Source organism: Streptomonospora salina (assembly GCF_014204715.1).
In the GTDB taxonomy this organism is placed as follows: Bacteria; Actinomycetota; Actinomycetes; order Streptosporangiales; family Streptosporangiaceae; genus Streptomonospora; species Streptomonospora salina.
In genome coordinates, this window is record NZ_JACHLY010000001.1 from 1,060,435 (window position 1) to 1,087,048 (window position 26,614).

The following is a 26,614-nucleotide window of genomic DNA, read 5'->3' on the forward strand; positions in this document are numbered from 1 at the left end:
GCCGCCGCCGGGCCGCGACGCTCATGCGGGCGGCCGGCGGGCCGCGGCCGGCGGGCGGACCGCCGACCCGGCCGAGGGCCGACGGGTCAGATCTCCACGATCACCGGGACGATCATCGGCCGGCGGCGGTAGGTCTCGTTGACCCAGCGCCCGACCCCGCGCCGCACGAGCTGGCGCAGCTGGTGGGGGTCGGTGATGCCGTCGGAGGCCGCCTGCTCCAGCGAATCCTGGATCTTGGGGATGATCTCGTCGTAGGCCTCGACGTCGATACCGGCGCCCCGGGTATGGATCTCGGGCTCACCGACGATCTTTCCGGAGGTGGAGTCGACGGCCACGATGACCGATATGAACCCCTCCTCGCCGAGGATGCGCCGGTCCTTGAGCGCGGATTCGGTGACGTCGCCGACCGAGGTGCCGTCGACGTAGACGTAGCCCGCCCGCACCTTGCCGGTGATGCTCGCCCGGCCCTTGTGCAGGTCGACGACCACGCCGTCCTCGGCCAGGCAGATGCGGTCCCGGTCGAGCCCGACGCTCTCGGCGATGCGGGCGTGGGCGCGCATGTGCCGCCACTCGCCGTGCACCGGCATGAAGTTGCGCGGCCGCACCATGTTGTGCACGTACAGCAGTTCGCCCGCGGGGGCGTGGCCGGAGACGTGCACCAGCGCGTTGCCCTTGTGCACCACTTTCGCGCCCCAGCGGGTCAGGCCGTTGATGACGCGGTTGACGGAGTTCTCGTTGCCCGGGATCAGCGAGGAGGCCAGCAGGACGGTGTCGCCCTCGGTGATGCGGATCTGGTGGTCGCGGTTGGCCATCCGGGTCAGCGCCGACATCGGTTCGCCCTGGGAACCGGTGGAGACCAGCACGGCCTCGTTCGGGCGCAGGTCGTCGAGTTGTTTGACGTCGACGAGCAGGTCCTCGGGCACGGTCAGATAGCCCAGATCGCGCGCGATGTTCATGTTGCGCACCATCGAGCGGCCGACGAAGGCGACCTTGCGGCCGTGCGCCTTGGCCGAGTCGAGCACCTGCTGGACGCGGTGCACGTGCGAGGCGAAGCAGGCGACGATGATGCGCTGGTCGGCGTCGTCGAAGACCTTGTCGACGACCGGAGCGATGTCGCGCTCGCTGGTGACGAACCCGGGGACTTCGGCGTTGGTGGAGTCGGCCAGCAGCAGGTCGACGCCTTCGCTGCCCACGCGGGCGAATCCGGCCAGGTCGGTCAGCCGCCCGTCCAGCGGGAGCTGGTCCATCTTGAAGTCGCCGGTGTGCAGCATGGTGCCGGCCTCGGTGCGGATCGCCACGGCGAGCGCATCGGGGATGGAGTGGTTGACCGCGAGGAATTCCAGATCGAAAGGCCCGAAGGAGCGGCGTTCGTCCTCGCCCACCTGCACGGTTTCGGGCTTGATCCGGTGCTCGCCGAGCTTGGCCGACAGCAGCGCCAGCGTCAGGCGCGACCCCACCAGCGGGATGTCGGGGCGCTCGCGCAGCAGGAACGGCACAGCACCGATGTGGTCCTCGTGGCCGTGGGTGAGCACGATGGCCTCGACGTCGTCGAGCCGGTCGCGGACGAAGTCGAAATCGGGCAGGATCAGGTCGACTCCGGGCTGCTCCTCCTCGGGGAAGAGCACGCCGCAGTCGACGATCAGCAGTTTCCCGCGGTACTCGAAGACCGTCATGTTGCGGCCGATCTCGCCCAGGCCGCCCAGCGGAACGACGCGCAGGTCGTCGTCGTTCAGCGGCGGCGGATGGCCGAGTTCGGGATGTGGATGGCTCATGCGGATCCTTCCGTCAGCCGTTCGACGCCGACCACGCTGCCCGGCACCTCCTGGTGGGGCGCCAGTCCGATCGGGCCCTTGACGCCGGCCGCGGCGAGGTCTTCGCGCAGCAGCGCCTGGAGCTCGGGCGAGGCGTCGGCCAGCGGAGTGCGCACCGGGCCGCCGGGGAGGCCGAACATGTTCAGCACGGCCTTGGTGGTGATGACGCCCTGGGTGCGGAAGATCCCGGTGTAGACCGGGGTCAGGCGCCGGTGGATGGCCAGAGCGTGAGCGACGTCGCCCTCCTGGTAGGCGTCGAGCATGTCGTGCAGGTCGGAGCCGACGATGTGGCCCACGACGCTGACGAATCCGGACGCGCCCACCGACAGCAGCGGCAGGTTGAGGATGTCGGAACCGCAGTAGAAGGCCATGTCGGTGCGCTCCATCACCCAGGAGCTGGCGCCGAGGTCGTCCTTGGCGTCCTTGTTGGCCACGATGCGGGGGTTCTCGGCCAGCCGCACCAGGGTCTCGGACGCGATCGGGGTACCGGTGCGCTGGGGGATGTCGTACAGCATCGCCGGCAGCTCGGTGGCGTCGGCGATCGCGGTGAAATGCCGGAGCAGCCCCTCCTGCGGGGGCTTGTTGTAGTACGGGGTGACCAGGAGCAGACCGTGCGCGCCGGCCCGTTCGGCGCTTTGGGCCAGCCTGATGCTGTGCCGGGTGTCGTTGGTTCCGACGCCCGCCACGACCACGGCCCGGTCGCCGACGGCATCCAGCACGGCGCGCAGCAACCGGTCCTTCTCCTCGTCACTGGTGGTCGGCGACTCTCCAGTGGTACCGCTGATGATGAGGCCGTCATTGCGCTGCTCATCGACCAGGTAGGTAGCGAGGCGGGCGGCGCCGTCGTAGTCGACGTCGCCGTCCTCCTGCATGGGTGTGACCATCGCGGTCAACATCTGGCCGAAAGGCGCGCTCGGCGAAGTGCTGCCTGACATAGGGAAAACGTATCGCGCCGCGGCGCCACCTGCGCCCATGCGACCTTCCCCGAAGCTGGATTTTCCGTCTCTTTCACCCATGACCCGACCTGTTGGGCGCCGGGTGCGGCGGGGACCGGAACGCGGCGCTCTCCGGCTCATCAGGCCTGCCGCCCGTACTTCCGCCATAGGGATCCGGCCGGTATCCGCAGCGCAGTGGGCAGCGCCGCCCCGGATCAGCGGCGCCGGGCCGCGCCGGGTACACGGGTTCGCCGCTGTGCATCACCGCCGTGCGCCGACCGCCGGGCGGCCATAGGAAGCGGTGGCCCGGGACGCGTCCCGGGCCACCGCTGTGGACGGTGCAGAGCCGCGGTCGGTCAGTCGTCGTCACCGGGCAGCACGAGGCTGAGCACCCAGCTGACCACGGCCACGACGATCGCGCCGAGCACGGCCGGGACGAACCCGTCGATGGTGAACGACAGGCCCAGCACTCCGGCGATCCATGCGGTCAGCAACAGCAGCAGTGCGTTGACGACCAGGGAGATCAGGCCCAGGGTCAGGATGTAGAAGGCGCATCCGACCGTTTTGACGATCGGCTTGATCACTCCGTTGACCACGCCGAAGATGATGGCGAGGACCAGGTAGACCACGGCCGTCTCGCCCATGGACGCGGTGTCGACGTTGAGCCCGTCGATCAGGTAGACCGCCGCGCCGAGGGCGACGGCGTTGATGAGGATTCTGATGATGATGCTCACCCGCACGATGCTGCCATGCTCGCGGCGCACGGTGAACGCAGCCGCGTCGTAGTGCGGGCAGATCCCGGGTTTTCCCTGAGGCCGGAACGGGGTCCCGGCTTTGCCGGGGGCCGCGACCGGCTGAAAGCATGCGTGGCGCGCCGCCTGCCTGGCCGGGGCGCGCCGACCGGTGGAACGCGAACGAATCGAGGGCGTAGCGGTGTCGACGGAGCGCTTTGTCAGGTCCGCACGGGAGGCGGACGTCGACACCGTGGTCGACGTGCAGGTCGCCGCGTGGCAGGCGATGTACGGGCCGCTGCTGCCGGAACCGGTGCGCCGCGAGATCGGCAGCGACGAGGCCGCCGCACGCTTCCGCGAGCAGTGGCAGGCCGCTCTGACCTCCCCGCCGACTTCCCGGCACCGGCTGCTGGTCGCCACCGACAAGCGCGCCGTGGTGGGATTCGCCGCGATCGGCCCGGCCGCCGACGACGACTGCTGGCCGGGCACCGACGCCGAGGTCTATGCGCTGCACGTGCACCCCGACCACACCCGCCAGGGCAACGGCAGCCGGCTGCTGAACGCCGCGGTGGACCACCTGATCGACGACGGCTTCCACGCCGCGCTGCTGTGGGTGCTGGAGCGGGACAACCCGCTGCGCACCTTCGCCGAAGCGGCCGGATGGCGCGCCGACGGCACCACGCGGGACCTGAACCTGGGGGTGCCGCTTCCTATGGTGCGGATGCACGCCTCCATCAGCGCCTGACCGGGCGTCGTCGGGCACGTCCTGCGTTTCCGCGGTCTCCGGCGGCGCTAACGTGGATCCCCGGCCTCGGGCGCACCGCTCGGGGCGGCCGGTGCGAGGAGGAAGAGCCGACGGTGGCCACGGTCAGCGAATGGGTTGCGGGTGCGCGTCCCCGCACGTTGCCGAATTCGATCGTCCCCGTGGCGGTGGGTACCGGCGCGGCGGTGGGTGCCGGCGGCGCCGTGTGGTGGAAGGCGCTGCTGGCGGCGGGCGTGGCTCTGGCGCTGCAGGTGGGCGTGAACTACGCCAACGATTACAGCGACGGGATCCGCGGCACCGACACCGAGGAGCGGGTGGGCCCCACCCGGCTGACGGCCGCGCGGCTGGCGGCGCCTCGGCGCGTGCTGTCGGCCGCGTGGGCGTGTTTCGCGGCGGCGGCGGTGCTGGGGCTGGTGCTTGCGGTGACCACGGCATGGTGGCTGCTGCTGGTGGGCGCTGTGGCGATCGTGGCGGCGTGGTTCTACACCGGCGGCCGGCGCCCGTACGGGTACCGGGCGCTGGGCGAGCTGTCGGTGTTCGTCTTCTTCGGCCTGGTGGCGGTGGTGGGCACGGTGTTCGTGCAGCTGGAAACGGTTCCGTGGCAGGGGTGGGTGGCGGCGGTCCCGGTGGGGCTGCTGTCGTGCTCGGTGCTGGTGATCAACAACGTGCGCGATCTGGACACCGACGCGCAGACGGGCAAGTACACGCTGGCGGTGCGTCTGGGCGATGCGGGAACGCGCCGGTTGTACGCGGGGTGCGTCGCGGGCGCCTTCGCGGGCGGCCTCGCGACGGCGGCCGCGACCTGGTGGGCGGCGCTGGTGCTGCTGGCCCTGCCGGCGGCGGTGCCGCCGGTGCGCCGGGTACTCGGCGGGCAGGAAGGGGCCGGCCTGGTGGCGGGCCTGGGTGAGACCGGCCGGCTGCAACTGGTGTTCGGAGCCCTGTTCACGGCGGGCCTGGCGTTGGGCGCACTCGGCTGAACCGCGCAGCAGCTGCGCGCGGGGCGCCGCGGCCCGACGCCCCGCGGCGATCCGTCCGTTTACCGCGGGCCGCGAACGGAAATGCCTAGTACGCCCCGGCCTCCGCGGTCCCCGGCACCACCGCCGCCACGACCATTGACATGGAATGTGACTTGAATCACACTCTGTGCAGCGTTCCGCACCGACCCCGGAGTGCGGGCCCACCGCGGCCGCGGGAGGCGACCACACCGCCCGCAGCCGGTTCCGCGTCCCACCCGGCCGCGGCGGCGTCACGGCGGAGGTCATCATGGTGTATCTGGCCGAGTTCGTCGGAACGGCGATCCTGACGCTGCTGGGGTGCGGCGTCGTCGCCGGTGTCACACTGCCGCGTTCCAAGGCCGCCGGCGGCGGCTGGATCGTGGTCACGTTCGGGTGGGGCCTCGCGGTGGCCATGGCCGTCTACACCGTCGGACAGTACAGCGGCGCCCACATCAACCCGGCCGTCACCCTGGGCATGGCCTCCATCGGCGAGCTGCCCTGGAGCCTGGTGCCCGGCTACTTCGCGGCGCAGATCGCCGGCGGCTGCTTCGGCTCGGTGGTGGTCTACCTCTCCTACCTTCCGCACTGGCGCGATACCGACGACGCCGGGGCCAAACTCGGCGTCTTCAGCACGATTCCCGCGGTGCGCAGCATCCCGGCCAACTTCATCACCGAGGTCGTCGGCACCTTCATGCTGATCTTCGGGATCCTGGGCATCAACGCCAACATGAACCCGCTGGGCGCATCCGGCGACGGCACCCTCGCCGACCTGTTCGGGACCGGGGTGGCTCCCCTGCTGGTCGGTTTCCTGGTGCTGGCGATCGGGCTGTCGCTGGGCGGACCGACCGGCTACGCCATCAACCCCGCCCGCGACCTGGGGCCGCGCATCGCGCACCAGCTGCTGCCCATCCCCGGCAAGGGCGGTTCGGACTGGTCCTATGCATGGGTGCCCATCGTGGCGCCGCTCCTCGGCGGGGTGCTGGCCGCCCAGACCTTCGTGCTGCTGGGTTTCGCGGTGTAGACCCCGCTGCCGCGGCCGGGCGGGGCGCCCGGCCGCCGGCTCCGCGGGTTCCTAGTCCAGGCCGAGCAACGGCTCCAACCCCACGGTCACCCGCTCGGGCAGGTCGGCGACCCGGCGGACACCCAGCAGCACACCCGGCATGAACGACTCGCGGTTCATGGAGTCGTGCCGGATGCGCAGCGTCTCGCCGTGGGTGCCGAAGACGACCTCCTGGTGGGCGATCATCCCGGTCATGCGCAGCGCGTGCACCGGCACTCCCGCGACCTCGGCGCCGCGGGCGCCGGCGATCTCGGAGGCGGTGGCGTCGGGCATCGGCTCGGCGCCGGCCCGCTCCCGCGCCTGGGCGACCATCTCGGCGGTGCGGTAGGCGGTCCCGCTGGGCGCGTCGGCCTTGTTGGGATGGTGCAGCTCGACGATCTCGGTGGACTCGAAGTAGGGCGCCGCCTTGGCGGCGAAGTTCATCATCAGCACGGCGGCGATGCCGAAGTTGGGCGCGATCAGCACGTTGGGGCCGGGGTTGGCGGCCAGTGCCTCGCGCACCTCGGCCAGGCGCGCGTCGTCGAAGCCGCTGGTGCCCACGACGGCGTGGATGCCGTTCTCGGCGAGCCAGCGGACGTTGGCCAGGACCTCGCCGGGGTGGGTGAAGTCGACGACGACGTCGGCGCCGCGGACATCGCCGCGTTCGGACGGGTCGTCGACCGCGGCGACCAGCTCGGTGTCGGCCGCCGCTTCGACCGCCTTGACGACTTCGGATCCCATGCGCCCGCGGGCGCCGAACACTCCTACCTTGATCACGGGGATACCGTACCGGAGCCCGCGCCGCCCCGGTCCGCCCGGCGCGCCCCGCCGCCCGGGCCGGGGCCCGGCGCAGCGAGCGGGGCGGGCCGGGGCGGCGCGGGCGCCCTACGGCCGCGCCAGCAGCAGGGCGTAGTCCCCGGCGCTGTCGGTCCACCACCGCTGCAGGGCGAACCCGGCGGCGCCGAGTTCGGCCTCGATGCGCTCGCGGCGGAACTTCGCGGAGATCTCGGTGCGCATCTCCTCGCCCGCGGCGAAGCCGACGGTCAGATCGAGTGCGGCGACGCGGACGCTGTGCCGGGCGCGCGAGCGCAACCGCATCTCGATCCACTCGGCGCCGGGGTCCCACACGGCGACGTGGTCGAAGCCGTCCGGGGCGAAGTCGGCGTCCAGCTCGCGGTCGAGCACGCGCAGGACGTTGCGGTTGAACTCGGCGGTGACGCCGCCGGGGTCGTCGTAGGCGGCGACCAGGCGCGCGGGGTCCTTGACGAGGTCCACCCCCAGCAGCAGGGTGTCGCCTTCGGTGCATCCGCTGTGCAGGTCGCCGAGAAAGGACACCCGGGCTGCGGGCGGCTGGTTGCCCAGGGTGGACCCCAGGACGGCGACCAGCCGCCGGCCGCCGGAGGGCAACAGGTGCAGGTGGCGTTCGAAGTCGGCGACGGCGGCGTGCACCTCCAGGCCCGGGTAGGAACCGCCGATCGCGGCGGCGGCCGCGCCGAGGAATTCGCCGCTGACGTCGACGGGGACGAACCGGCGCAGAGTACCGGCGCCGTCGAGGGCGTCCAGCAGCAGCCGGGTCTTGTCTCCCGACCCCGCTCCCAGTTCCACCAGCGTGTCGGCGCCGGATGCGGCGGCGATCTCGCCGGCGCGCTCGTGCAGGATCCGGCTCTCGGCCCGGGTCGGGTAGTACTCGGCGAGCCGGGTGATCTCCTCGAAGAGTTCGCTTCCGCGCTCGTCGTAGAACCATTTGGGCGGCAGCGACTTGGGACTGGAGGTCAGCCCTTCGGCCGCGTCGCTCCGCAGCGCTTTCGCGAGGTCGTCGGCGGTCAGGTGGTGGTCGATGCGCAGCATGGACCCTCCGTCCTCAGGTGGCTGCGGTGATCGGGCGGGTGTGCAGGCCGCCCCGGTCGGCGGTGACCAGGCAGCCGTCGGGGATCTCCTGCCAGGCGGGATCGTCGTCGAGGGGTTCGGAGGCCAGCCACACGCCGTCGGCGCCGTGGCGGGCGTAGAGGGTGTCGCCGTCGGCCGTCGCGGCCAGGCGGTCGCCGTCGGAGGCGAGCAGGTTGTAGCGCCCGGCCGAGCAGGCGCGGGCCTGGACGACCACCCGTGCCAGGGCCGGCCCCAGGCCGGCGCCGGCGCGCCAGTGGCGCAGCGCCGCAGCGAACAGCGGCGCGGAGTCCACGGGTGTGCGGGCGTCGAGGGCGCCCGGCGGTGCGGGGGTTCCGAGGCCGGCGGCGAGGGCTTCGTCGTCCTCGGCGGCGCCGTTGTGGGAGAACAGCCACGTGTCGCCGCGGAAGGGCTGGGCGCAGGATTCGTCGCTGCCGAATCCGGGGGTGGCGTCGCGTACCGCCGCCACCGCGCAGGCGGCGGTGACGGCGCGGGAGGCGTCGGCGAAGGACGCGTCGGCCCAGATCGGCATCGCGCGGCGGTAGCGCAGCGGCTCGGCGCGGTCCGGGGTGTACCAGCCGGCGCCGAACCCGTCGGCGTTGACGGTGCCGTGGTGCTGCTTGCGCGGCGCGTAGGACTGGGCGTGCAGCGCGTTCGGGTCGGTGTAGAGCAGCGTGTACAGGGTGCGGGGCGCGCCGAGATAGGCGAGGTGGCGGCACATCAGTCCTCCCGGTTTCCGGTGCCGCCTCCGGCGTCGCGGGCGCAGCGGAATCCGGTGAAGATCTGGCGCCGGACGGGGTGGTCCCAGTTGCGGAAGGTGGTGCGCACAGCGGTGGGGTGGGTGGCCCAGGAGCCGCCGCGCAGCACCTTGTAGTCGCCGCCGAAGAACACTTCGGAGTACTCGCGGTAGGGGAAGGCCGCGAATCCGGGGTAGCCCGTGAAGTCGGAGGAGGTCCACTCCCACACGTCGCCGAGCATCTGCAGCGCGCCGCAGGGGGCGGCCCCGGCCGGGTGGGTTCCGGCCGGGGCGGGCCGCAGCAGGCGCTGGCCGAGGTTGGCGTGGCGGGCCTCAGGCTCGTCGGGGCCCCAGGGGAAGCGGCGGCAGTCGCCGGTGGCGGGGTCGAAGCGTGCGGCCTTCTCCCACTCCGCTTCGGTGGGCAGGCGCTTGCCGGCCCAGCGGGAGTAGGCCTCGGCCTCGTAGAAGCTCACGTGCTGCACCGGCTCGTCCAGGGGCAGCGGTTCCACGCGGCCCAGCCGGCGCCGCACCCGGGCGCCGCCGTCGCGGGCCCAGAAGGCGGGCGCGCTCGTGCCCGAACCGGTGCGCCAGTCCCAGCCGCGCTCGCTCCACCAGCGGGGGTCGTCGTAGCCGCCGTCGGCGACGAACTCCAGGTACTGGGCGTTGGTGACGGCGCGGGCGTCGATCCAGAACGGCGGCAGGTCGACGGTATGGGCGGGGCGTTCGTTGTCGTAGGCCCAGGGGTCGGCGGTGGTGCCCATGGTGAAGGGCCCGGCGTCGACGAGCACCTCGCCGGGGCCGGTGTAGGCGCCCGGCGCGGGCGGTGCGGGCGGGTCCTGCAGCGCCGGGGCTCCGCCGCGCAACTGGTGGGTGGCGAGCATGGTCTCGTCGTGCTGGTGCTCGTGCTGGATGACCATGTGGTAGACGAATCCGCCGCCCAGCAGCGGGTCGTCGGAGTGGAGGGCGGCGCGGTCCAGGCTGTCGAGCACGCGGTCGCGCACGCGGGCGTTGTAGTCCTCGGCTTCGCTGGGCGAGAGCAGGGGGAGGGCGACGCGTTCGGCGCGCGGGTTCTCGAACGCGTCGTAGAGGACGTCGATGTCGGGGCGCAGCGCCCGGCCGCCGGCGGCGGCGCGCAGCAGCCACTGCTCCTCGTAGTTGCCGACGTGGGCGAGGTCCCATACCAGCGGTGACATCAGAGGCGAGTGCTGGGTGACGAGCTCGGCCTCGTCGAGGGCCTCCAGGGTGAGGCCGACGCTGCGGGCGCGTCCGGTGTCGAGTTCGGCGGCGATGCGGCTGCGCAGATCCTCGGCTGCGGCACGCTCGGCGGTGGGGTCGGCGGTCATGGCGGTCTCCTCCCTGCCGCGGGCGGCGCCCGGCGCGTCCGGTCCGGGCGCTGGGCGCAGGTCCCGCGGCGGCGGTCGAGATGCGGCGTGGGAATGCGGTGCGGAGAGCGGTGCGGAAACCGGTGTCACGAAGGCGGTGTCAGGCGGCCATGTCCAGGCGCTGCGCGTCGGCGGGACAGCGCCCGCGCTCGATGAAGCGCTCGCGGTACTCGTCGACGACGCCGACCAGGTCGGCTGCGTCCATCCGCCCCAGCGCCTCGGACGCGGCGGCGAAGCAGGTGCGTGCGCATTCGGCGAGGGCGGGATCGGTCAGTGCGGCGCGCGCGGCCCGTTCCCACAGCCGGCGGCCGGGGTCGGCGCCCCCGCCGAGGCGGTCGACGGCTTCAGCGGCGGTCCGGGCGGCCCCCGGATCGTCCAGCAGCGCCGCGGCTACGGCGATGGGCACCGGCCACCAGCGGGCGGGCGGCGCGTCGATCATCCGCAGTTCCAGCCATCCCCGCGGCCGTACCGGCGGGAACAGGGTGCTGAGGTGGTGGACGAGGTCGTCGTGCGTGGGCGGGCGGGGCCGGTGCCGGGCCAGCCATTCGCCGAAGGCGATGCCGGGGTCGACGACCCAGGACCCGGTGTCGTCGCGGATCGACATGATCCGGGCGCGCATGGCGTAGCCGGTCCAGGCGGCGACGGGGTCGCCGGAGGCGACGGGGCTGGTGCGGGTGGGGTCGATGGCGTCCCAGATGGCCCAGCGGGTGGAGCGCCAGCCGGTCGCGCGGCCGCGGTGGATGGGCGAATTGGCGAAGGCCGCGACGAACAGCGGCCCGAGCCGGTTGGCCAGCCGCCAGCGGTGTGCGGCGTCGGCGGTGTCGGCGCCGATGTCCAGGCAGACCTGCAGCGATGCGGTGCTGCACATCATCAGCGGGCCGGTGGCGCATCCGGCGGAGTGGAAGTAGTCCTCCATCGCGGTGTAGCGCGGGAGGGTGAGCTGGCGGACCGGGGGCCGCCGCGGATCCAGGCCGTTTCCGTCGAGGACCAGGCCGGCGGCGTGCAGCCGCGTGCGGATCAGAGCGAGGTCGCGCGCCAGGGCGGTGTGGGCGGCCCCGGGGCCGCGGAGGGGCGGCGAGCTGAGCTCAAGCTGCCCTCCGGGTTCGAAGGTGACGGTGCTGTTGCCGGGGAGTGTCCCGATCGCCTCGACCAGGGACGACAGCCGGGCCAGTGGTACGGGTTCGCGGGGGCGCAGCGGGTCGCGGACGAGCCATTCGGTTTCGGCTCCGACGCGTCCGGGCGGGCCGGTTTTGAAGCAGATGCCGTGGATGTAGTTCTGCACGTCGTTCGCGGTGATGTAGGACATGGCGCATCCTCCGTGTCTCGGACGTGGCACTATCCCTGCCCCCGGTGCGCCGGTTTTCAACATCGCCGGCTCCGCGACGTGTCCGGGCGGGGCCGGTGCGGCGCCGGCCCGGTACCGCACCGGCACGTCGGCCCGCCTCCCCCGCCCTCGGCGGATCCGCACCCGGCGGCCGCTGCGGCACGACGGTCGGAGGCGGTCCACCGGCCGGGCGCGGCGGACTCCCGCTAGAGCGACGCCTGGTAGCGCTCGGAGGCCAGGGTGAGGCCGGAGCGCCACAGGAACGCCTGTTTGGGCGAGTCGTGGCCGCCGGCCTCGACGACGATGCGGGCCGCGCCCAGTGCCCTGAGCCGGGGGCGGGCCTCTTCCAGGAGCGCGGCGCCCGCGCCCCACCAGTCGGCGGGATCGGCGACCCAGAAGTCGTCGATACGGGCGAGTTCGCCGCCGGGGGCGTAGACGTCGGCGGCCGGGCCCAGCACCGCCAGCAGGCACCCGGCCGGCTCCGACCCGCGCGTGGCCACCAGGGCCAGTCCGCTCCGGCGGTCGGCGACGATCGCGCCGACACGGGCGCGGTGGCGTTCGCGGGCGTCGGGGGCAGGGTCCCGGAATCCGGGGGCGTGGCGCCGGTAATCGCGGCGCCACCGGTCGGCGAGGTCGACGATGGCTTCGATGTGGGAGGCGTCGGCCTGTTCCACGTCCGGACGCTGCTGGGTCTCCATCCGCACACCCCCTCGTTCCGACGGCGCCGGACCGCGCGGCCCGGCGCGCCGTGCTCGTCGCCGCCGCATCCGCCGCCCGTCCGGACGCCGGTGCGTCCCGCACACGGGCGGAGAAGGATGATTTCCACGTGGTTCCTACCTTTCCCTCGGGAAGCGGGTTCTACGACATCCCGCCGCATCTTCGTGCGAATCGCCCGACGACGGCGGTGCGCCGCCTGCGCCGGCGGCGGCGTGGCGTGGTACGACGGTGCGGGAGGCCCACGGGCCTCGACCGGCCGCGGAAGGGGGCCCCATGACCGACGCCGACGCACTCACCGGCGACCCCGCGCAGCTGCGCGCCCTGCTGGACGGGCGCTGGCGGCGCGTGCGCGAGCTGGCGCGCGAACGGCTGCGCGGCGAGCGGTTCCGCCCCGTAGCGGGAATGGGCGTGGAGGAGCACCGCGAGCGCGTGCTGGACCAGATCACCGCGATCGCCGGCGGGAAGATGTCGGGCTACGGGTTCTCGGCCGAGTACGGCGGCTCCGACGACGTCGGCGGATCGGTGGTCGCCTTCGAGATGCTGGTGTGCGACCTGTCCCTGATGGTCAAGGTCGGTGTGCAGTGGGGGCTGTTCGGCGGGGCGATCCAGGCGCTGGGCACCGCCCGCCACCATGCCGCCTACCTCCCGCGGGTGATGTCGCTGGATCTTCCGGGCTGCTTCGCCATGACCGAAACCGGACACGGTTCCGACGTTCAGGGGCTGCGCACCACGGCCGAGTACGACCCGGCCACCGAGGAGTTCGTCGTCACCACGCCCGACGACGCCGCCCGCAAGGACTACATCGGCAACGCGGCCCGCGACGGGCGCATGGCCGTCGTCTTCGCCCAGTTGATCACCGAGGGCCGCAGCCACGGCGTGCACGCGCTCCTGGTGCCCATCCGCGACGCCGGCGGCGCTGTGACGCCCGGTGTGCGCATCGGCGACTGCGGCCCCAAGGCCGGACTCAACGGCGTGGACAACGGCCGGCTGTGGTTCGACGGCGTGCGCGTTCCCCGCGAAGCGCTGCTCAACCGCTACGGCGACGTCGCCGCCGACGGCACCTACTCCAGCCCCATCGACAGCGACAACCGCCGCTTCTTCACGATGCTCGGCACGCTGGTGCGCGGCCGCATCAGCGTCGCGGGGGGCGCGGGCAGCGCCACCAAGGCGGCGCTGGAGATCGCGGTCCGGTACGGCGACGTCCGCCGCCAGTTCGACCGGCCCGACACCGGCGAGGAGGTCGCGCTGCTGGACTACCGGGCCCATCAGCGGAGGCTGCTTCCGGCGCTGGCGCGCACCTACGCCCTGCACTTCGCCCAGGAGGAGCTGGTGGGCGCCCTGCACGAACGCCACGGCGGCGGGGCCGGCGACGACGAGCGCGGCCAGCGCGAACTGGAGGCGCGTGCCGCCGGGATCAAGGCGCTGTCGACCTGGCACGCCACCCGCACGATCCAGACCTGCCGTGAGGCCTGCGGCGGCGCGGGCTACCTCCAGGAGAACCGGATCCCCCAGCTCAAGGCCGACACCGACGTCTTCACCACCTTCGAGGGCGACAACACGGTGCTGCTGCAGCTGGTCGCCAAGGGCCTGCTGACCGACTACCGCCAGGAGTTCGGCGAGCTGGACCCGCTGGGCGTGGCGCGTTTCGCCGCCGGGCGGTTCCTGGGTGCGGTGATCGAGCGCACCGCCGCCCGTTCGCTGATCGAGCGGCTGGTCAACGCCGCGCCCGGCCGCGGCGACGAATCCGACCTGTACGACCGCGGGTGGCAGCTGCGGCTGCTGGAAGACCGGGAGAAGCACACCCTGGACGGGCTCGCGCGGCGGCTGCGCCGGGCCGGGCCGTCGTCGGACCCGCAGGCCTGGGAGGTGTTCAACGAGGCCCAGGACCACGTGCTGTCGGCCGCCCGGGCGCACATGGAGCGCGTGGTGCTGGAGGCCTTCGTCGCCGCGATCGACCGGTGCCCCGACGCGTCCACCCGCGAACTGCTGAACGCGGTGTGCGACCTGTTCGTGCTCTCGGCGGTCGAGGAGGACCGCGCCTGGTTCCTGGAGCACGAGCGGCTGACCGCCGCCCGCGCCAAGGCCCTCACCCAGCAGGTCGACCGGCTGTGTGCGCGCCTGCGCCCGCACGCGCAGACGCTCGTGGAGGCGTTCGGGTTCCCCGACGAGTGGCTGGCGGCGCCCATCGCGCTGGGCGAGGAGGAGCGCCGCCAGCGCGAGCAGCGCGAGCGCACCGCGGCCGCGCAGGGCTGAGAGGCACCCGGGCCGGAGCCGGCGCACCGGGGGCGGCGACCGGCCGACAGCAACCCGCGTACGCACGGACGAGGACATCCATACGTAATCGCCCGACCACGTGTCGTTGACACGATCATGGTACTCCCGTGCGTTTCCGAGCACTGGAAAGCGCTTCCCATATCCGTGACGACGGAGATCCGGCCCGCCGGTCGTCAGCTGCGCCCGGCGCGGCCCCCTGGGGACACCCTGCCCGGGGTCACCTGAGGACGGTTCCATCCGAACCGGAACCGGCACGTCCCGCCCGAGCGATCGGGCCGTTCCTCTCCCGCTAGGAGACCCGAAGAATGGAACAGCACCGGGAAACACCGCCCTACCCGCACGCGGGTGCTCACCTCCGCGGGCGCATTCGTCGCCCTCGGCGCGGGCGCCGCGCTGATCGCGGGCACCCTGGCCGCCGGCGACACCGGAACCGAGACCGCGGCGCCCGTGGCGGACACGGCGCAGGCGGCCGATGCGCCGGTGGGGTGGGCGACGGAGAACGGCGGTACGACCGGCGCCGACGACATCCCCGGCATCGTCACCGACGGCGCCGGGCCCGGAAACCTGTAACCGCGTCCCCGCGGAGCGCTCCCCCACGGCGCTCCCGCACTGAGCGCCCGCCCGCGTCACGCGGCACCGCGCCCGCCGGAGCTTCCGGCGGGCGCGGTCGTGTCCGCAGCGGCGCCCGATCCGGCGGGGGCGTCGGGACCCGCCGGATGCCGGTCAGTCCTCGGGGCGCACCACCGGGCGGTGGACGACCTCGTCGATGACCGTGAGGGTCTGGGTGGCGGTGACGCCCGGAAGCGCCTGCAGCCGGGTAAGGATCAGATCGCGCAGCTGGTCGGTGTCGGCCACGCGCACGAGGAGCACGATATCGGCCGATCCCACCACGTACCAGCAGTACTCGACCTCGGGGTAGGAGGAGAGTACTTCGCGGTTGGCCCGCCAGTCGGGCTGACTGCCGGAGATGAGTACCAGCGCGGTGACGCCCAGGCCCATCCGGGCGTGGTCGGCCACCACGGAGTATCCGCGGATGACGCCGTCGTCGGTGAGCCGTTTGATGCGGTTGTAGGCGGTCGCGCGCGACACGTTGGCCATGCCCGCGATCTCGGTGATGCCGGTGCGGGCGTCGTCGGCGAGCGCGCCGATGATGATCTCGTCGGTGGCGTCGGGAAGCCGCCGGGAGCGGCGCCGGGTGCGCTCGCCGTCCGCGCCCGCCGACGAGGGCCGCAGGGACTTCGTGCGTCGGGATTCCGCGGCGTCCTGCGGGCGCCCGCTCTCCTGCGACTGCTGGCCGTCGGCCATTCCCTCAACAACTCCTGGGGTTTCGCCTTGAGCGACGGCCGGGCGGGCGACCATCGGCTTCCCGTCGTTTCCGGTCAATTGTCGCCAACCTCGGGGCGGTTCGGCCACCCTGGCCGCGCGTTCGGTACTCGGCCGCAGAAGGCGGCGCACGTACCATGGTGACAGGACGCGCGGCGTGCGCGCGCGCTGACCGCTAGGAGGCGCCATGCCCATCTCGCCCGAGGTCCGCGAGCGCGCACGGGGCTTCCTGCCGGCCGGTGCCCGCATCCGCTACATCTTCCCCGCGTCGTGGAACGAATCGAGTTTCTTCGTGGTGGTGGTGACCGACTCCGCGGTGACCGTGCTGGTGAACCGGCTGTGGAGCCGGAACCGCCCGAAGGGCGTCTGGCGCGTGTTCCCGCGCCAGGTGCGCATCGGCCCGGTCGACACCCACCTCATTCCCACGTTCCACCTCGGCGGCAGCACGTTCGAGGTCGACGACGAGTACGTCTCGGTCGTCAACGCCTGCGACGCCGAACTGGACGGCGCGGCCGCGCTTCCGCAGGACCCGCTGCCCGACCTGTGACCCGGCGCGGCCGCGGGGCACGCGGGCCGCGCGGACCGTCCCCGCAGGGGCTTCTCGGCACGTCTCGGCGGGGTCCGACTGCGCTCCGCTTGGTTAGACGTATGCGTACGTTGATGCCAAAATAGTCCGCTTCTGTATCCATTTTTCGCGCAAGTCTGGCGCAACTGTCGATGTTCGAAGCACAATCAAGATCGTCGATACCACCGGGGCGCCCCGCCCCGGCACCGCACCAGGGAGGCGCCGCACATGCTGACCCGCGAGGATCCCCCTCGGCTGGACGGCCCCGCGCTGCCGGCCGAGCTGTCGCGCCGCCTGTACCGGACGATGCTCACCGCACGGCTGCTGGACACCGAAGCCGTGGCCCTGCAGCGCCAGGGCGTCTTTCCCGCCTACGTCTCGCTGCGCGGCCAGGAGGCCGCCCAGGTGGGCAGCGCGGCCGCCATGGACCCCCGCCGCGACTTCGCGTTCCCCACCTACCGCGAGATGGCCGTCGCGCTGGCGCTGGGCGTGGACATGGCCGGCTACATGGCCAGCCACCGCGCGCTGTGGCACGGCGGCCTGTACGACCCCGCGGCTTCGCGCTTCGCGCCGGTCAACGCCGTCGTCGGCGGCCCCGTCCCGCACGCCGTGGGCTGGGCGCTGGGCGAGAAGCTGGCCGGGCGCACCGGCTGCGCGGTGTCCTACTTCGGCGACGGCGCCAGCTCCGAGGGCGACGTGCACGAGGCGATGAACCTCGCCGGCGTCATGAGCGCACCCGTGGTGTTCGTGTGCCAGAACAACCGGTGGGCCCTGTCGGTGCCCAACGAGCACCAGATCGCGGGCGGGTCGGTGGCCGCGCGCGCCGCCGGCTACGGCATGCCCGGCACCGCCGTCGACGGCGACGACGCCGCGGCGGTCTACACCGCCGTGCGCGAGGCGCTGGACCGCGCCCGCGCCGGCGGCGGGCCCAGCCTGGTCGAGGCGCTGACCTACCGGGCCGCACCGCACTCCACCTCCGACGACACCTCCCGCTACCGCGACCCCGGCGAAGAGCGCGCCGGAGAGCGGCGCGACCCGCTGCCCCGTGCGCGCGCCGCGCTGGAGGCGGCCGGGCAAGCCGACGCCGCGTTCTTCGAGCGGGCCGAGGCCGAGGGCCGCGCCGAGGCCGAGCGCATCCGCGACGCCGTCAGCACGACTCCCGAGCCGGACGGTTCGGACCTGTTCACCCACGTCTACCGCGAACCCACCGAGGAGCTGGCCCGCCAGCGCCGCGTCTGGCAGGAGGAAGTCGCATGAGCCCGACCGCCGCCGTCGCGTCCGGAGCCGCCGAGGCGCCCGCCGCACCGGCCACCATGCGCGAGGCGCTGAACCTGGCGCTGGACGAAGCGCTGACCGAGGACCCGGCGACCCTGGTCTTCGGCGAGGACGTGGGCCGGCTCGGCGGCGTCTTCCGCGTGACCGAGGGGCTCCAGCGGCGCCACGGCGAGCACCGCGTCTTCGACACCCCGCTGTCCGAGGCGGCGATCGCGGGGATGGCCGTCGGGCTGGCGATGAACGGCCGGCGCCCCGTACCCGAGCTGCAGTTCGACGGGTTCGCTTACCCGGCCATGGATCAGATCGTCAATCAGATCGCGCGGATGAACTACCGCTCGCGCGGTGCCGCCCCGATGCCGATCACGCTGCGGATTCCGAGCTTCGGGGGCATCCAGGCGCCCGAGCACCACGGCGAGAGCCTGGAGGCGGCCTTCGCCCACGTACCCGGGCTGAAGGTGGCCGCGCCCTCCGACGCACCCGACGCCTACCGCCTGCTGCTGCAGTCGGTGCGCAGTGACGACCCGGTGGTGTTCCTGGAACCCAAGGCACGCTACTGGGACCGCAGCCCGGCCCCCGCCGGCGCGGACTCCGGCGGGGACCCGGCGGTGGGCACCGCCCGTGTGGTGCGCTCGGGCCGCCACGCCACGCTGGTCGCCTGGGGTGCGATGGTGCACCGCTGCCTGCAGGCGGCCGAAGCCGCCGCCGAGGACGGTGTGCAGCTGGAGGTTGTGGACCTGCGCTGGCTCAAGCCGATCGACGCGGCCGGTCTGGCGGAGTCGGTGCGCCGCACCCGGCGCGCGGTGGTGGTCCACGAGGCCCCGCTGACGGCGGGTCTGGGCGGCGAGGTCAGCGCGCTGATCACCGAAGGGGCGTTCGCGCGGCTGGCCGCTCCGGTGCAGCGGGTCGCCGGGTTCGACGTGGTCTACCCCGCGGGCCCGCTGGAACCGCAGTACCTGCCCACGGTGGACCGCATCCTGTCGGCGGTGCAGCGGACTTTCGGCTGAGGGGGATTCGAGCGATGACGACGAGCGAGACGACGTTCCACCTTCCCGACCTGGGCGAAGGGCTGGTCGAGGCGACCGTGCTGGAGTGGCTGGTCGGGCCCGGCGAGCGGGTGGAGCGCAACGGGCCGCTGGTGGAGGTCGAGACCACCAAGTCGGCGGCGGAGATCCCTTCTCCGCACAGCGGCGTGGTCGCGCGCCTGCACGCCGAGGAGGGCGAAACGGTGGCCGTGGGGGCGCCGCTGGTCACCTTCGAGATCGAGGAGGAGGCGGCGGGGATCGTCGGCACGGTGCCCGGCGAAGAGGCGCCGGCGCGCCGGCGCGTCCGGCTCACACCGCCCGAGGACGAGCCGGGATCGTGATCCCGCCGCCGACCGAGACGCCCGCCCGGGACCGCGCGCACGCCGCGCCGGCCGCCCGGGGAGACCTGCGAAGGGACCGCCCATGACCCGGCACACGCTGCAGCGCGAGGTTCCGCTGCGCTACACCCCTCCCCCGCCGGACGCCTCGGGCGTGCCGGTGCTGCTGGTGCACGGGTTCGGCTCGGACTACCGGCTGAACTGGGAGAGCACCGGTTGGACGCGCGCGCTGGAAGGCCTGCCGGTCTTCGGCTGCGATCTGCGCGGGCACGGTGGCAGCGGAAAGCCGCACGACCCGGCGGCCTACTCCCTCGACGCCTTCGTCGGCGACCTGGAGGCCCTGCTGGACGCGCTGGGCATGGCCCGCGCCGATGTCGTGGGCTACTCGCTGGGCGCGCGGCTGGCCTGGGAGCTGGCGGTGCGCCGGCCGCAGCGGGTGCGCCGCGCGGTGCTGGCCGGGTTCGGGCCCCGCGACGCGTTCGCCGGCGCCGACCTGGACGATCCGGAGTCCGACACGTCGCCGTTCGGGCAGGTCTATCGCGCCGCGGCCGCACTGCCCGGAGGCGACGCGGCGGCGCTGGCGGCGTGTGCGCGCGGGCAGGCCGCCCGCCCGTTCTCCGCCGCGCCGGCGCCCGCGGGGATCCCGGCGCTGCTGCTGGCCGGCGAACGCGACGAGTTCGCCGACGGCGCCGAGGACCTCGCCCGCGCGGTGGGCGGGACGGCGCTGCGGGCGCCCGGGCGCGACCACCGCACCGCCGTGGCGGCCCGGCGCCTCAAGAACGCCGCGGTGGACTTCCTCGGCGCCGAAGCGGGTGCGCCGTCCCGGACGCCGACGTGACCCGGCCCCGACGGGCCGGGATTCCCGGCCGGATCCGCCGTGGACGTGCCGGCGGCGGCACCGACGCGCCGTCACCCTCGGCGACCGGACAGATGCGGCGGCGTTGGGCAACAATTGCCCGTGCGTACCAGCGGCCGTCCTGGTGACACGGGGAGGGGGCCACAGCAGACCGGCGAATCGGTAACGTCCGTTTCGCTTCGCTCTCGCCTTCATAACAACCGTTCCCTGGTGATTGGTGACATTTCACGGAACGTATATCGTCCGGCAGCAGAACCCGGCGGCTCCCGCGTGGGCCGCTTCAGGGCTGAAGGGGAGTGAAGAGTGAACAAGCGAGCCGCCAAGCTCGCCTCCGCTACCGCGGCAGGCGTGCTGACCCTGGCCTTGACGGCCTGTGACAACCCCGAAGGCGGGGACGCCCAGGGCGACGGCGGAGGCGGAGGCGACGACGGGATCCGCGTCGGCCTCGCTTACGACGTCGGCGGTCGGGGCGACAAGTCGTTCAACGACTCGGCCTACCGGGGCCTGCAGCAGGTCGAGGAGGAGCTGGGCATCAGCTCCGACAACATCCAGGATTTCGAGCCCAGCGAGGGCGAGTCGGACGTCGACAAGGAAGAACGCCTCAAGAACATGGCCGACCAGGGCTTCGATGTGATCATCGGGGTGGGCTTCGCCTACACCCAGCCGATGATCAACGTGGCCGGCGAGGACGCCTACTCCGACGTCGACTTCGCCATCGTCGACTCCGAGATCACCGACCAGGACAACGTCACCAGCCTGGTCTTCGCCGAAGAGGAGGCCTCCTACCTGGTCGGCGCGGCAGCCGCGCTGAAGACCGAGGAGGACCACATCGGCTTCGTCGGCGGTGTCGAGACCCCGCTGATCCACAAGTTCGAGGCCGGATACGTGGCCGGGGCGCAAGAGATCAACCCCGATGTCGAGATCGAGACCGCCTACCTCACCCAGCCGCCGGACATGAGCGGCTTCTCCGACCCGGCGACGGGCCGCAGCACCGCCCAGGGCCAGCTGGACCAGGGCGCCGACGTCATCTACCACGCGGCGGGCGCCTCCGGTAACGGCGTGCTCGAAGCGGTGGCCGGCGCCGAGAAGATGTTCATCGGCGTCGACAGCGACCAGTACAAGACGGCCCCCGAGGATCAGAAGCAGTACGTGATCACCTCGGCGGTCAAGCGCGTGGACACCGCGGTGTTCGAGTTCGTGGAGTCGGTGCAGAACGGCGAGGCGCAGTCGGGTATCCAGCGCTTCGACCTCGCCAGCGGCGGCGTCGGCTACTCCACGTCCAACGAGGACGCGATCTCCGACGTGCAGGACCGTCTCGACGAGCTCAAGCAGCAGATCGTCGACGGCGAGATCGAGGTCCCGAGCGAGCCCTGAGGCGCGAAGGCTAAGGTGGTCCCGCACAGCCGGGCCCGCCCGGCCGCAGACGCCCCGTCACCGGGGTCCGGAAAGGTTTCCGGGCCCCGGTGACGCGATCCACACCTCCCCCAGCTCCGCCGCCGGCGGCCGCGCGTTCGCGCGCAACGGCCGCCGGCGGCCTGATTTTCGCCAGCTAGGAGTCGGATGAGCAGCGCACCGTCCGGCGGCGGGGAGGAACCTCCCGCCGTCGAGCTGCGTGGGATAACCAAGAGGTTCCCGGGGGTCGTGGCCAACCACGACATCGATATCGCCGTGGGCTCCGGAACGGTCCACGCCATCGTGGGTGAGAACGGCGCCGGCAAGTCCACGCTGATGAAGACCCTCTACGGCATGCACCGGCCGGACGAGGGCACCATCGCCGTCCAAGGCGCGGAGGTGCGGCTGGGCTCCCCGTCCGAGGCCATCAAGCACGGCATCGGCATGGTGCACCAGCACTTCATGCTCGCCGACAACCTCACCGTGCTGGAGAACGTGGTGCTGGGCGCCGAGCGCCGCAGCGGCATCGGCCAGGGCGCGCGGGCCCGCATCGGGGCTCTGTCCGAGCAGTACGGGCTGGGTGTGGAGCCCGACCGGCTGATGGAGGAACTGGGGGTCGGCCAGCGCCAGCGCGTCGAGATCCTCAAGGTGCTCTACCGCGGCGCCGGCATCGTCATCCTGGACGAGCCCACCGCGGTGCTGGTGCCCCAGGAGGTCGACGAGCTGTTCGACAACCTGCGCGAGCTCAAGCGGGAGGGCCTGACGGTCATCTTCATCTCGCACAAGCTCGACGAGGTGCTGTCGGTGGCCGACACCATCACCGTCATCCGCCGCGGGACCACGGTGGCCACCGTCGACCCGGGCGGCACGACCGCCCGCGAGCTGGCCACTCTGATGGTCGGCGGCGAGCTCCCCGTGCCCGAGCTGCGCGATTCCACGGTCACCGACCGACCGATGCTGGAGGTCGGCGGCCTGCGGGTGGGCGACCCCGGCGGCCGGCCGGTCGTCGACGACGTGTCGCTGAACATCCGCGAAGGCGAGATCGTGGGCATCGCGGGGGTCGAGGGCAACGGCCAGTCCGAACTGATCGAGGCCGTCATGGGCATGCTGCCGGTGGAGGCCGGGAGCGTGCGGCTGGACGGCGGCGACATCACCGGTTGGGACACGCTGGCGATCCGCGAGGCGGGGGTCGGCTACATCCCCGAGGACCGGACCCGCCACGGGATGCTGCTGGAATCCCCCCTGTGGGAGAACCGCATCCTCGGCCATCAGGGCGAGCGCCCCAACTCCCGCGGCATCTGGGTCGACCGCGCCGGCGCGCGCGCCGACACCGAGCGGATCGTGGCCGACTACGACGTGCGCACCCCCGGCATCGACGTCATCGCCGAGGCGCTCAGCGGCGGCAACCAGCAGAAACTGATCGTGGGGCGCGAGATGAGCGGCGGCCCCAAGGTGCTGGTGGCGGCCCATCCCACCCGGGGCGTGGACGTGGGGGCCCAGGCGGCGATCTGGGAGCACCTGCGGCGGGCGCGCGGCGACGGGCTCGCCGTGCTGCTGGTCTCGGCGGATCTGGACGAGCTGATCGGCATGTCCGACACGCTGCACGTCATTCTGCGCGGCCGACTGGTGGCGGAGGCCGACCCGATGACGGTGACGCCCGAAGAACTGGGTGCGGCGATGACCGGTGCCGGTCTGCGCGACGACGCCGGCGGTACCGGCGGTGAAGGCGAGGGCGGCGAATGAGGATCCCCTACGGCCCGCCGGCGGTTGCCGGTGCGGCGGCCGTGGTCGGCGCGGGCGTCACCGCGGCCGCCGATACGGGCCTGCTCGCGCCCGCTGCGGCGGCACTGGGCGTGGCGGCGGCCTTCGCCGTTGCGGTGCTGACGACCCGGCCCACCACCGACGATGCCGACACGCGCATGCACCGGTTGCTGGTCGCCCCCATCGCGCTGGTACTGGCCGTGGTCCTCGGCCTGCTGGCGGGCGGGATCGTCGACTGGTGGCTGATCGAGCCGGCCGCCTACCCGCTGGGCGGGGCGATCGGCTCGGTGGCGGCGTTCCTGCTGTACCGGCGGCTGTCGACCACGCTGGCGCTGTCGTTCGGTGCCGTGGTGGCGGCCGGCGTGCTGGCGCTGGCGGTGACCGCGCTGGTGCTCCGGATCAGCGGCGTCGCGCCGTTCCACGCGTTCAGCCGGATGCTGGAGTTCGGGCTGCGGCCCGACAGCCTGGTCATCATGGTCAACTCCGGCACGACCTTCTACCTGTCGGCGGTGGCGGTGGCGATCGGCTTCAAGATGAAGCTGTTCAACATCGGCGTGGACGGCCAGTACCGGCTGGCGGCGCTGATGGCCGCGGCGGTGGGCGGCTACTGGGTGATGCCGCCGGTCGTGCACCAGATCGTGGTCATGGCGGTCGCGGTGGCCGTCGGCGGCGTCTGGGCGGGCATCGCCGGATACCTGAAGGTGGCCCGCGGCGTCTCCGAGGTGATCTCCACGATCATGCTGAACTCGGTGGCTACCGGCATCACCGCCTACATGCTCAACACCGACCGGCTGGCCGTGCAGATCAGCACCAACAACATCGGCACACCCGAGATCCCGGAGTCGGGGTGGATCCCCGGCATTCCCGCCGGGTTCATGGGCGCCGACCGCGACATCTTCGGGCTGGTGGTGCTGGCGGCCCTGGTGGGTGTCGGCTACTGGCTCATGCTCAACCGCACCCGGTTCGGCTTCGACCTGCGCGCCACCGGTCAGTCGCCCACCGCGGCACGGGCCAGCGGCATCGACATCAAGCGCATGGTGCTGCTGTCGATGGTCATCTCCGGGATGATCGCCGGGCTGGTGGGCATGCCCCAGCTGCTCGGCCAGTCCCACTACTACGCCCTGGACTTCCCCACCGGCATCGGGTTCACCGGCATCGCGATCGCGCTGCTGGGGCGCAACCACCCGGTGGGCATCGCGTTCGCCGCACTGTTCTGGGCGTTTCTGGACCAGTCCAGCCAGATCCTGGACTTCGAGGGCATTCCCAAGGAGATCGCCGTGGTCACCCAGGCCACCATCGTGCTGACCGTGGTCGTGGTGTACGAGGTCGTGCACCGCTGGGGTCTGCGCTACCAGCAGCAGCAGGTCGGCCGGGAACTGGCCCGCGGCGAGCGTGAGGAGGCGGCGGCGTCATGAGCCAGGATCTGACGGTCACCGAGGCCCCCGCGGCCGCCGGCGGCCGGCGCGGCGGCCGGTCGCGGTGGCGCTTCGTCAGCGTCGCCCTCGCGGCGTTCGTCGCGCTGGCGGGGGTGCGTGCCATCGCCGACCAGCCGATGCTGACCAGCCCCGGCACCATCCAAGCGACGCTGGCGTTCGCGGTGCCGATCGGGTTGGCCGGGCTGGGCGGGGTGTGGGCCGAACGCGCCGGGATCATCAACATCGGCCTCGAAGGCATGATGGTGCTGGGCACCTGGTTCGGCGCCTACTTCGCCTTCACCTTCGACGACCCGTGGGCGGGGCTGGTCGCCGGCGTGCTGGGCGGCATGGCCGGCGGGCTGATCCACGCGGTGGCCACGGTGACGTTCGGCGTGGACCACATCGTCTCGGGCGTGGCGATCAACATCCTCGCCGTGGGCGCGATGCGCTACCTGTCGCTGCTGTTCTTCGTCGACACCCCCGGCGGGGGCGCGGCCCAATCGCCGCAGCTTCCGGAGTTCCCGCAGGTGGGGCTGCCGTTCGTGGCCGATGCGCTGGCACCGGTGCGCGATTCGGGCGTCTTCCTGCTGGCCGACACCGCCTCGCTGGTCACCGGGCTGACGACGGGCATGTCGGTGGTGACGCTGCTGGCGATCCTGCTGGCGCCGCTGACGTTCGCGGTACTGTGGCACACCCCGTTCGGGCTGCGGCTGCGTTCGTGCGGGGAGAACCCTGACGCCGCCGAGTCGCTGGGTGTTCCGGTCTACGCCTACAAGTTCACCGCGGTGGTGTTCTCCGGCGGGTTCGCCGGCATGGGCGGGGTCTTCCTCGCGATGGTGGCCTCGTCGGTGTACCAGGAGGGCCAGACCGGCGGGCGCGGCTACATCGGCCTCGCCGCCATGATCTTCGGCAACTGGCGGCCGGGCGGGCTGGCGATGGGCGCCGGGCTGTTCGGGTTCACCGACGCGCTCCAGGTGCGCGGCGGCGGTGGCGCGGTGCACGCGCTGCTGCTGCTGATCGCGCTGGCGCTGCTGGCGGGCGCGGCCGCCGTGCTGGCGGCGGCGGCCTGGCGCACGCGCGGCACCGCCGGCTTCGCCCGCGTGGCCGGCGTCGGCGGCGTGTTCGCCGCGGGCACCGCGCTCGCCGCGGTCGGCGGCGCGGCGGCGGCCACCGGCGCCGCCTGGTGGTGGGCCGCCGCGGCACTGGGCGCGGCCGCGGGTGCGGCCGCGGCGGTGCGGGCGCTGCGCGCATGGCCCGCGGCGGCCGGCAAACCGCCGGTGTCGGCGGTGGCCGCGGCGGCCGCGGGCGTCCTGGTACTGGTGTGGTACTTCGCCACCGACGCGCTGCCCGGCCAACTGGTCACCTACAGCCCGCACATCGCGACGCTGCTGGTGCTGGCGCTGGCGTCCCAGCGCCTGCGCCCGCCGGCGAACGTGGGCCGGCAGTGGCGCAAGGGGCGCGCGTGAGCCGCGGGCGCCCGGCCGCGCGCGGCCGGATCGGCGGCGCACGCCGCGTCGCCGGCGCCGGCTCGGCGCGGCGCTGCCGCGGGGTGCGGTAGGGGTACAGGAGCGGCTGCGCCTGCGGCCGGCGCGCAAGCGGCCCGGAACGGGCGGGCACGGAAGGTGGCGACGATGGCCGAGCACACGCCCGGCGGCGGTACCGGGGCGGCGCAGGTCGACTGGCCGCGACTGCGTACGGTGGCCGCGCGGGCGCAAGAGCGCGCCTACGCACCCTATTCGGGGTTCCCGGTGGGGGCGGCGGCGCTGGTCGACGACGGCCGGACGGTCTCGGGCTGCAACGTCGAGAACGCTTCCTACGGGCTGGGACTGTGCGCCGAGTGCGGCCTGGTTTCGGCCCTGCACGCCACCGGCGGCGGCCGGCTGCGCGCCTTCGCCTGCGTGGGCCCCTCCCCCGACCCGCTGATGCCGTGCGGCCGGTGCCGCCAGCTGCTCTACGAGCACGGCGGCGCGGGTCTGCTGGTGGACACCCCGCGCGGTGTGCTGGCGCTGGGCGAACTACTGCCCCAGGCGTTCGGCCCCGACGACCTGGACGGGTAGCCGGGCGGCCGCCCTCGCG

At 73.1% G+C, this 26,614-nt stretch carries 25 protein-coding genes; 15 read left to right on the forward strand and 10 right to left on the reverse strand.

What is annotated here, in order from left to right:
• Positions 1–86 precede the first annotated feature (86 nt).
• The 3 genes from HNR25_RS04815 to HNR25_RS25650 all read right to left on the reverse strand — a co-directional run bounded on the left by HNR25_RS04815 (position 87) and on the right by HNR25_RS25650 (position 3,480).
• Positions 87–1,772: a ribonuclease J gene (locus HNR25_RS04815; RefSeq protein ID WP_184633521.1), complete on the reverse strand. Its 1,686-nt coding sequence runs from the start codon at positions 1,770–1,772 to the stop codon at positions 87–89.
• On the reverse strand, positions 1,769–2,746 hold the full coding sequence (gene dapA, locus HNR25_RS04820; protein ID WP_184633522.1) for a 4-hydroxy-tetrahydrodipicolinate synthase: 978 nt from the start codon (positions 2,744–2,746) through the stop codon (positions 1,769–1,771). Before dapA ends, HNR25_RS04815 begins: the two co-directional genes overlap by 4 nt.
• 356 nt (positions 2,747–3,102) lie before the next feature.
• Entirely contained in the window at positions 3,103–3,480 is a 378-nt protein-coding gene (locus HNR25_RS25650) for a phage holin family protein (RefSeq protein ID WP_184633523.1), read from the reverse strand.
• A 199-nt stretch (positions 3,481–3,679) separates the two neighbouring features.
• Between HNR25_RS25650 and HNR25_RS04830 the strand changes: the two genes are divergently transcribed.
• The 3 genes from HNR25_RS04830 to HNR25_RS04840 all read left to right on the forward strand — a co-directional run bounded on the left by HNR25_RS04830 (position 3,680) and on the right by HNR25_RS04840 (position 6,256).
• Complete coding sequence (locus tag HNR25_RS04830) at positions 3,680–4,222, forward strand: GNAT family N-acetyltransferase (protein ID WP_184638836.1); 543 nt, start codon at positions 3,680–3,682, stop codon at positions 4,220–4,222.
• 113 nt (positions 4,223–4,335) lie between these two features.
• The gene (locus tag HNR25_RS04835) at positions 4,336–5,217 is read left to right on the forward strand and encodes a 1,4-dihydroxy-2-naphthoate polyprenyltransferase (RefSeq protein WP_184633524.1); all 882 of its coding nucleotides are present in this window, start codon (positions 4,336–4,338) and stop codon (positions 5,215–5,217) included.
• A gap of 286 nt (positions 5,218–5,503) precedes the next feature.
• Entirely contained in the window at positions 5,504–6,256 is a 753-nt protein-coding gene (locus tag HNR25_RS04840; protein WP_184638838.1) for an MIP/aquaporin family protein, read from the forward strand.
• 51 nt (positions 6,257–6,307) lie between these two features.
• Here HNR25_RS04840 and dapB read toward each other — a convergent pair whose 3' ends face one another.
• The 6 genes from dapB to HNR25_RS04870 form a co-directional block, all read right to left on the reverse strand.
• Positions 6,308–7,051, reverse strand: a complete 744-nt coding sequence (dapB, locus tag HNR25_RS04845) for a 4-hydroxy-tetrahydrodipicolinate reductase (protein ID WP_184633525.1) — start codon at positions 7,049–7,051, stop codon at positions 6,308–6,310.
• A gap of 108 nt (positions 7,052–7,159) precedes the next feature.
• Positions 7,160–8,122: an L-histidine N(alpha)-methyltransferase gene (gene egtD, locus HNR25_RS04850; protein ID WP_184633526.1), complete on the reverse strand. Its 963-nt coding sequence runs from the start codon at positions 8,120–8,122 to the stop codon at positions 7,160–7,162.
• 13 nt (positions 8,123–8,135) lie between these two features.
• Positions 8,136–8,879, reverse strand: a complete 744-nt coding sequence (gene egtC / locus HNR25_RS04855; RefSeq protein WP_184633527.1) for an ergothioneine biosynthesis protein EgtC — start codon at positions 8,877–8,879, stop codon at positions 8,136–8,138.
• A complete protein-coding gene (gene egtB, locus HNR25_RS04860) occupies positions 8,879–10,237 on the reverse strand; it encodes an ergothioneine biosynthesis protein EgtB (RefSeq protein WP_184633528.1) in 1,359 nt (452 codons plus the stop codon). The genes egtC and egtB overlap by 1 nt, the downstream gene beginning before the upstream one ends.
• A 139-nt stretch (positions 10,238–10,376) precedes the next feature.
• Positions 10,377–11,582, reverse strand: a complete 1,206-nt coding sequence (egtA, locus tag HNR25_RS04865) for an ergothioneine biosynthesis glutamate--cysteine ligase EgtA (protein ID WP_184633529.1) — start codon at positions 11,580–11,582, stop codon at positions 10,377–10,379.
• Positions 11,583–11,806: 224 nt separating this feature from the next.
• The gene (locus HNR25_RS04870; RefSeq protein WP_184633530.1) at positions 11,807–12,298 is read right to left on the reverse strand and encodes a GNAT family N-acetyltransferase; all 492 of its coding nucleotides are present in this window, start codon (positions 12,296–12,298) and stop codon (positions 11,807–11,809) included.
• Positions 12,299–12,590: 292 nt separating this feature from the next.
• Between HNR25_RS04870 and HNR25_RS04875 the strand changes: the two genes are divergently transcribed.
• Positions 12,591–14,570, forward strand: a complete 1,980-nt coding sequence (locus HNR25_RS04875) for an acyl-CoA dehydrogenase family protein (RefSeq protein WP_184633531.1) — start codon at positions 12,591–12,593, stop codon at positions 14,568–14,570.
• A gap of 366 nt (positions 14,571–14,936) precedes the next feature.
• Positions 14,937–15,161, forward strand: coding sequence for a hypothetical protein (locus HNR25_RS04880; RefSeq protein WP_184633532.1), 225 nt, complete (start codon positions 14,937–14,939; stop codon positions 15,159–15,161).
• A 153-nt stretch (positions 15,162–15,314) separates the two neighbouring features.
• On the opposite strand, the gene HNR25_RS04885 is transcribed toward HNR25_RS04880, so the two are convergent.
• On the reverse strand, positions 15,315–15,896 hold the full coding sequence (locus HNR25_RS04885; protein ID WP_376767536.1) for an Lrp/AsnC family transcriptional regulator: 582 nt from the start codon (positions 15,894–15,896) through the stop codon (positions 15,315–15,317).
• Positions 15,897–16,101: 205 nt separating this feature from the next.
• On the opposite strand from HNR25_RS04885, the gene HNR25_RS04890 reads away from it, so the two are divergent.
• The 10 genes from HNR25_RS04890 (at position 16,102) to HNR25_RS04935 (ending at position 26,595) form a co-directional block, all read left to right on the forward strand.
• Positions 16,102–16,461 (forward strand): hypothetical protein, encoded by a 360-nt coding sequence (locus HNR25_RS04890; protein WP_184633533.1) that lies wholly within the window; start codon positions 16,102–16,104, stop codon positions 16,459–16,461.
• Between the two features lie 246 nt (positions 16,462–16,707).
• Entirely contained in the window at positions 16,708–17,736 is a 1,029-nt protein-coding gene (locus HNR25_RS04895) for a thiamine pyrophosphate-dependent enzyme (protein WP_184633534.1), read from the forward strand.
• 56 nt (positions 17,737–17,792) lie between these two features.
• Positions 17,793–18,758 carry an alpha-ketoacid dehydrogenase subunit beta gene (locus HNR25_RS04900; RefSeq protein WP_376767537.1) on the forward strand — a complete coding sequence of 322 codons (966 nt, stop codon included), beginning with the start codon at positions 17,793–17,795 and terminating at the stop codon, positions 18,756–18,758.
• Between the two features lie 14 nt (positions 18,759–18,772).
• Positions 18,773–19,117 carry a biotin/lipoyl-containing protein gene (locus tag HNR25_RS04905; protein ID WP_184633536.1) on the forward strand — a complete coding sequence of 115 codons (345 nt, stop codon included), beginning with the start codon at positions 18,773–18,775 and terminating at the stop codon, positions 19,115–19,117.
• 82 nt (positions 19,118–19,199) lie between these two features.
• Positions 19,200–19,952: an alpha/beta fold hydrolase gene (locus tag HNR25_RS04910; RefSeq protein WP_184633537.1), complete on the forward strand. Its 753-nt coding sequence runs from the start codon at positions 19,200–19,202 to the stop codon at positions 19,950–19,952.
• Between the two features lie 321 nt (positions 19,953–20,273).
• Positions 20,274–21,344, forward strand: coding sequence for a BMP family lipoprotein (locus HNR25_RS04915; RefSeq protein WP_184633538.1), 1,071 nt, complete (start codon positions 20,274–20,276; stop codon positions 21,342–21,344).
• 186 nt (positions 21,345–21,530) lie between these two features.
• On the forward strand, positions 21,531–23,105 hold the full coding sequence (locus tag HNR25_RS04920; RefSeq protein ID WP_184633539.1) for an ABC transporter ATP-binding protein: 1,575 nt from the start codon (positions 21,531–21,533) through the stop codon (positions 23,103–23,105).
• The gene (locus HNR25_RS04925; protein ID WP_184633540.1) at positions 23,102–24,538 is read left to right on the forward strand and encodes an ABC transporter permease; all 1,437 of its coding nucleotides are present in this window, start codon (positions 23,102–23,104) and stop codon (positions 24,536–24,538) included. Before HNR25_RS04920 ends, HNR25_RS04925 begins: the two co-directional genes overlap by 4 nt.
• Complete coding sequence (locus tag HNR25_RS04930) at positions 24,535–26,004, forward strand: ABC transporter permease (protein ID WP_184633541.1); 1,470 nt, start codon at positions 24,535–24,537, stop codon at positions 26,002–26,004. Before HNR25_RS04925 ends, HNR25_RS04930 begins: the two co-directional genes overlap by 4 nt.
• 165 nt (positions 26,005–26,169) lie before the next feature.
• A complete protein-coding gene (locus HNR25_RS04935; protein WP_184633542.1) occupies positions 26,170–26,595 on the forward strand; it encodes a cytidine deaminase in 426 nt (141 codons plus the stop codon).
• Positions 26,596–26,614: the final 19 nt, after the last annotated feature.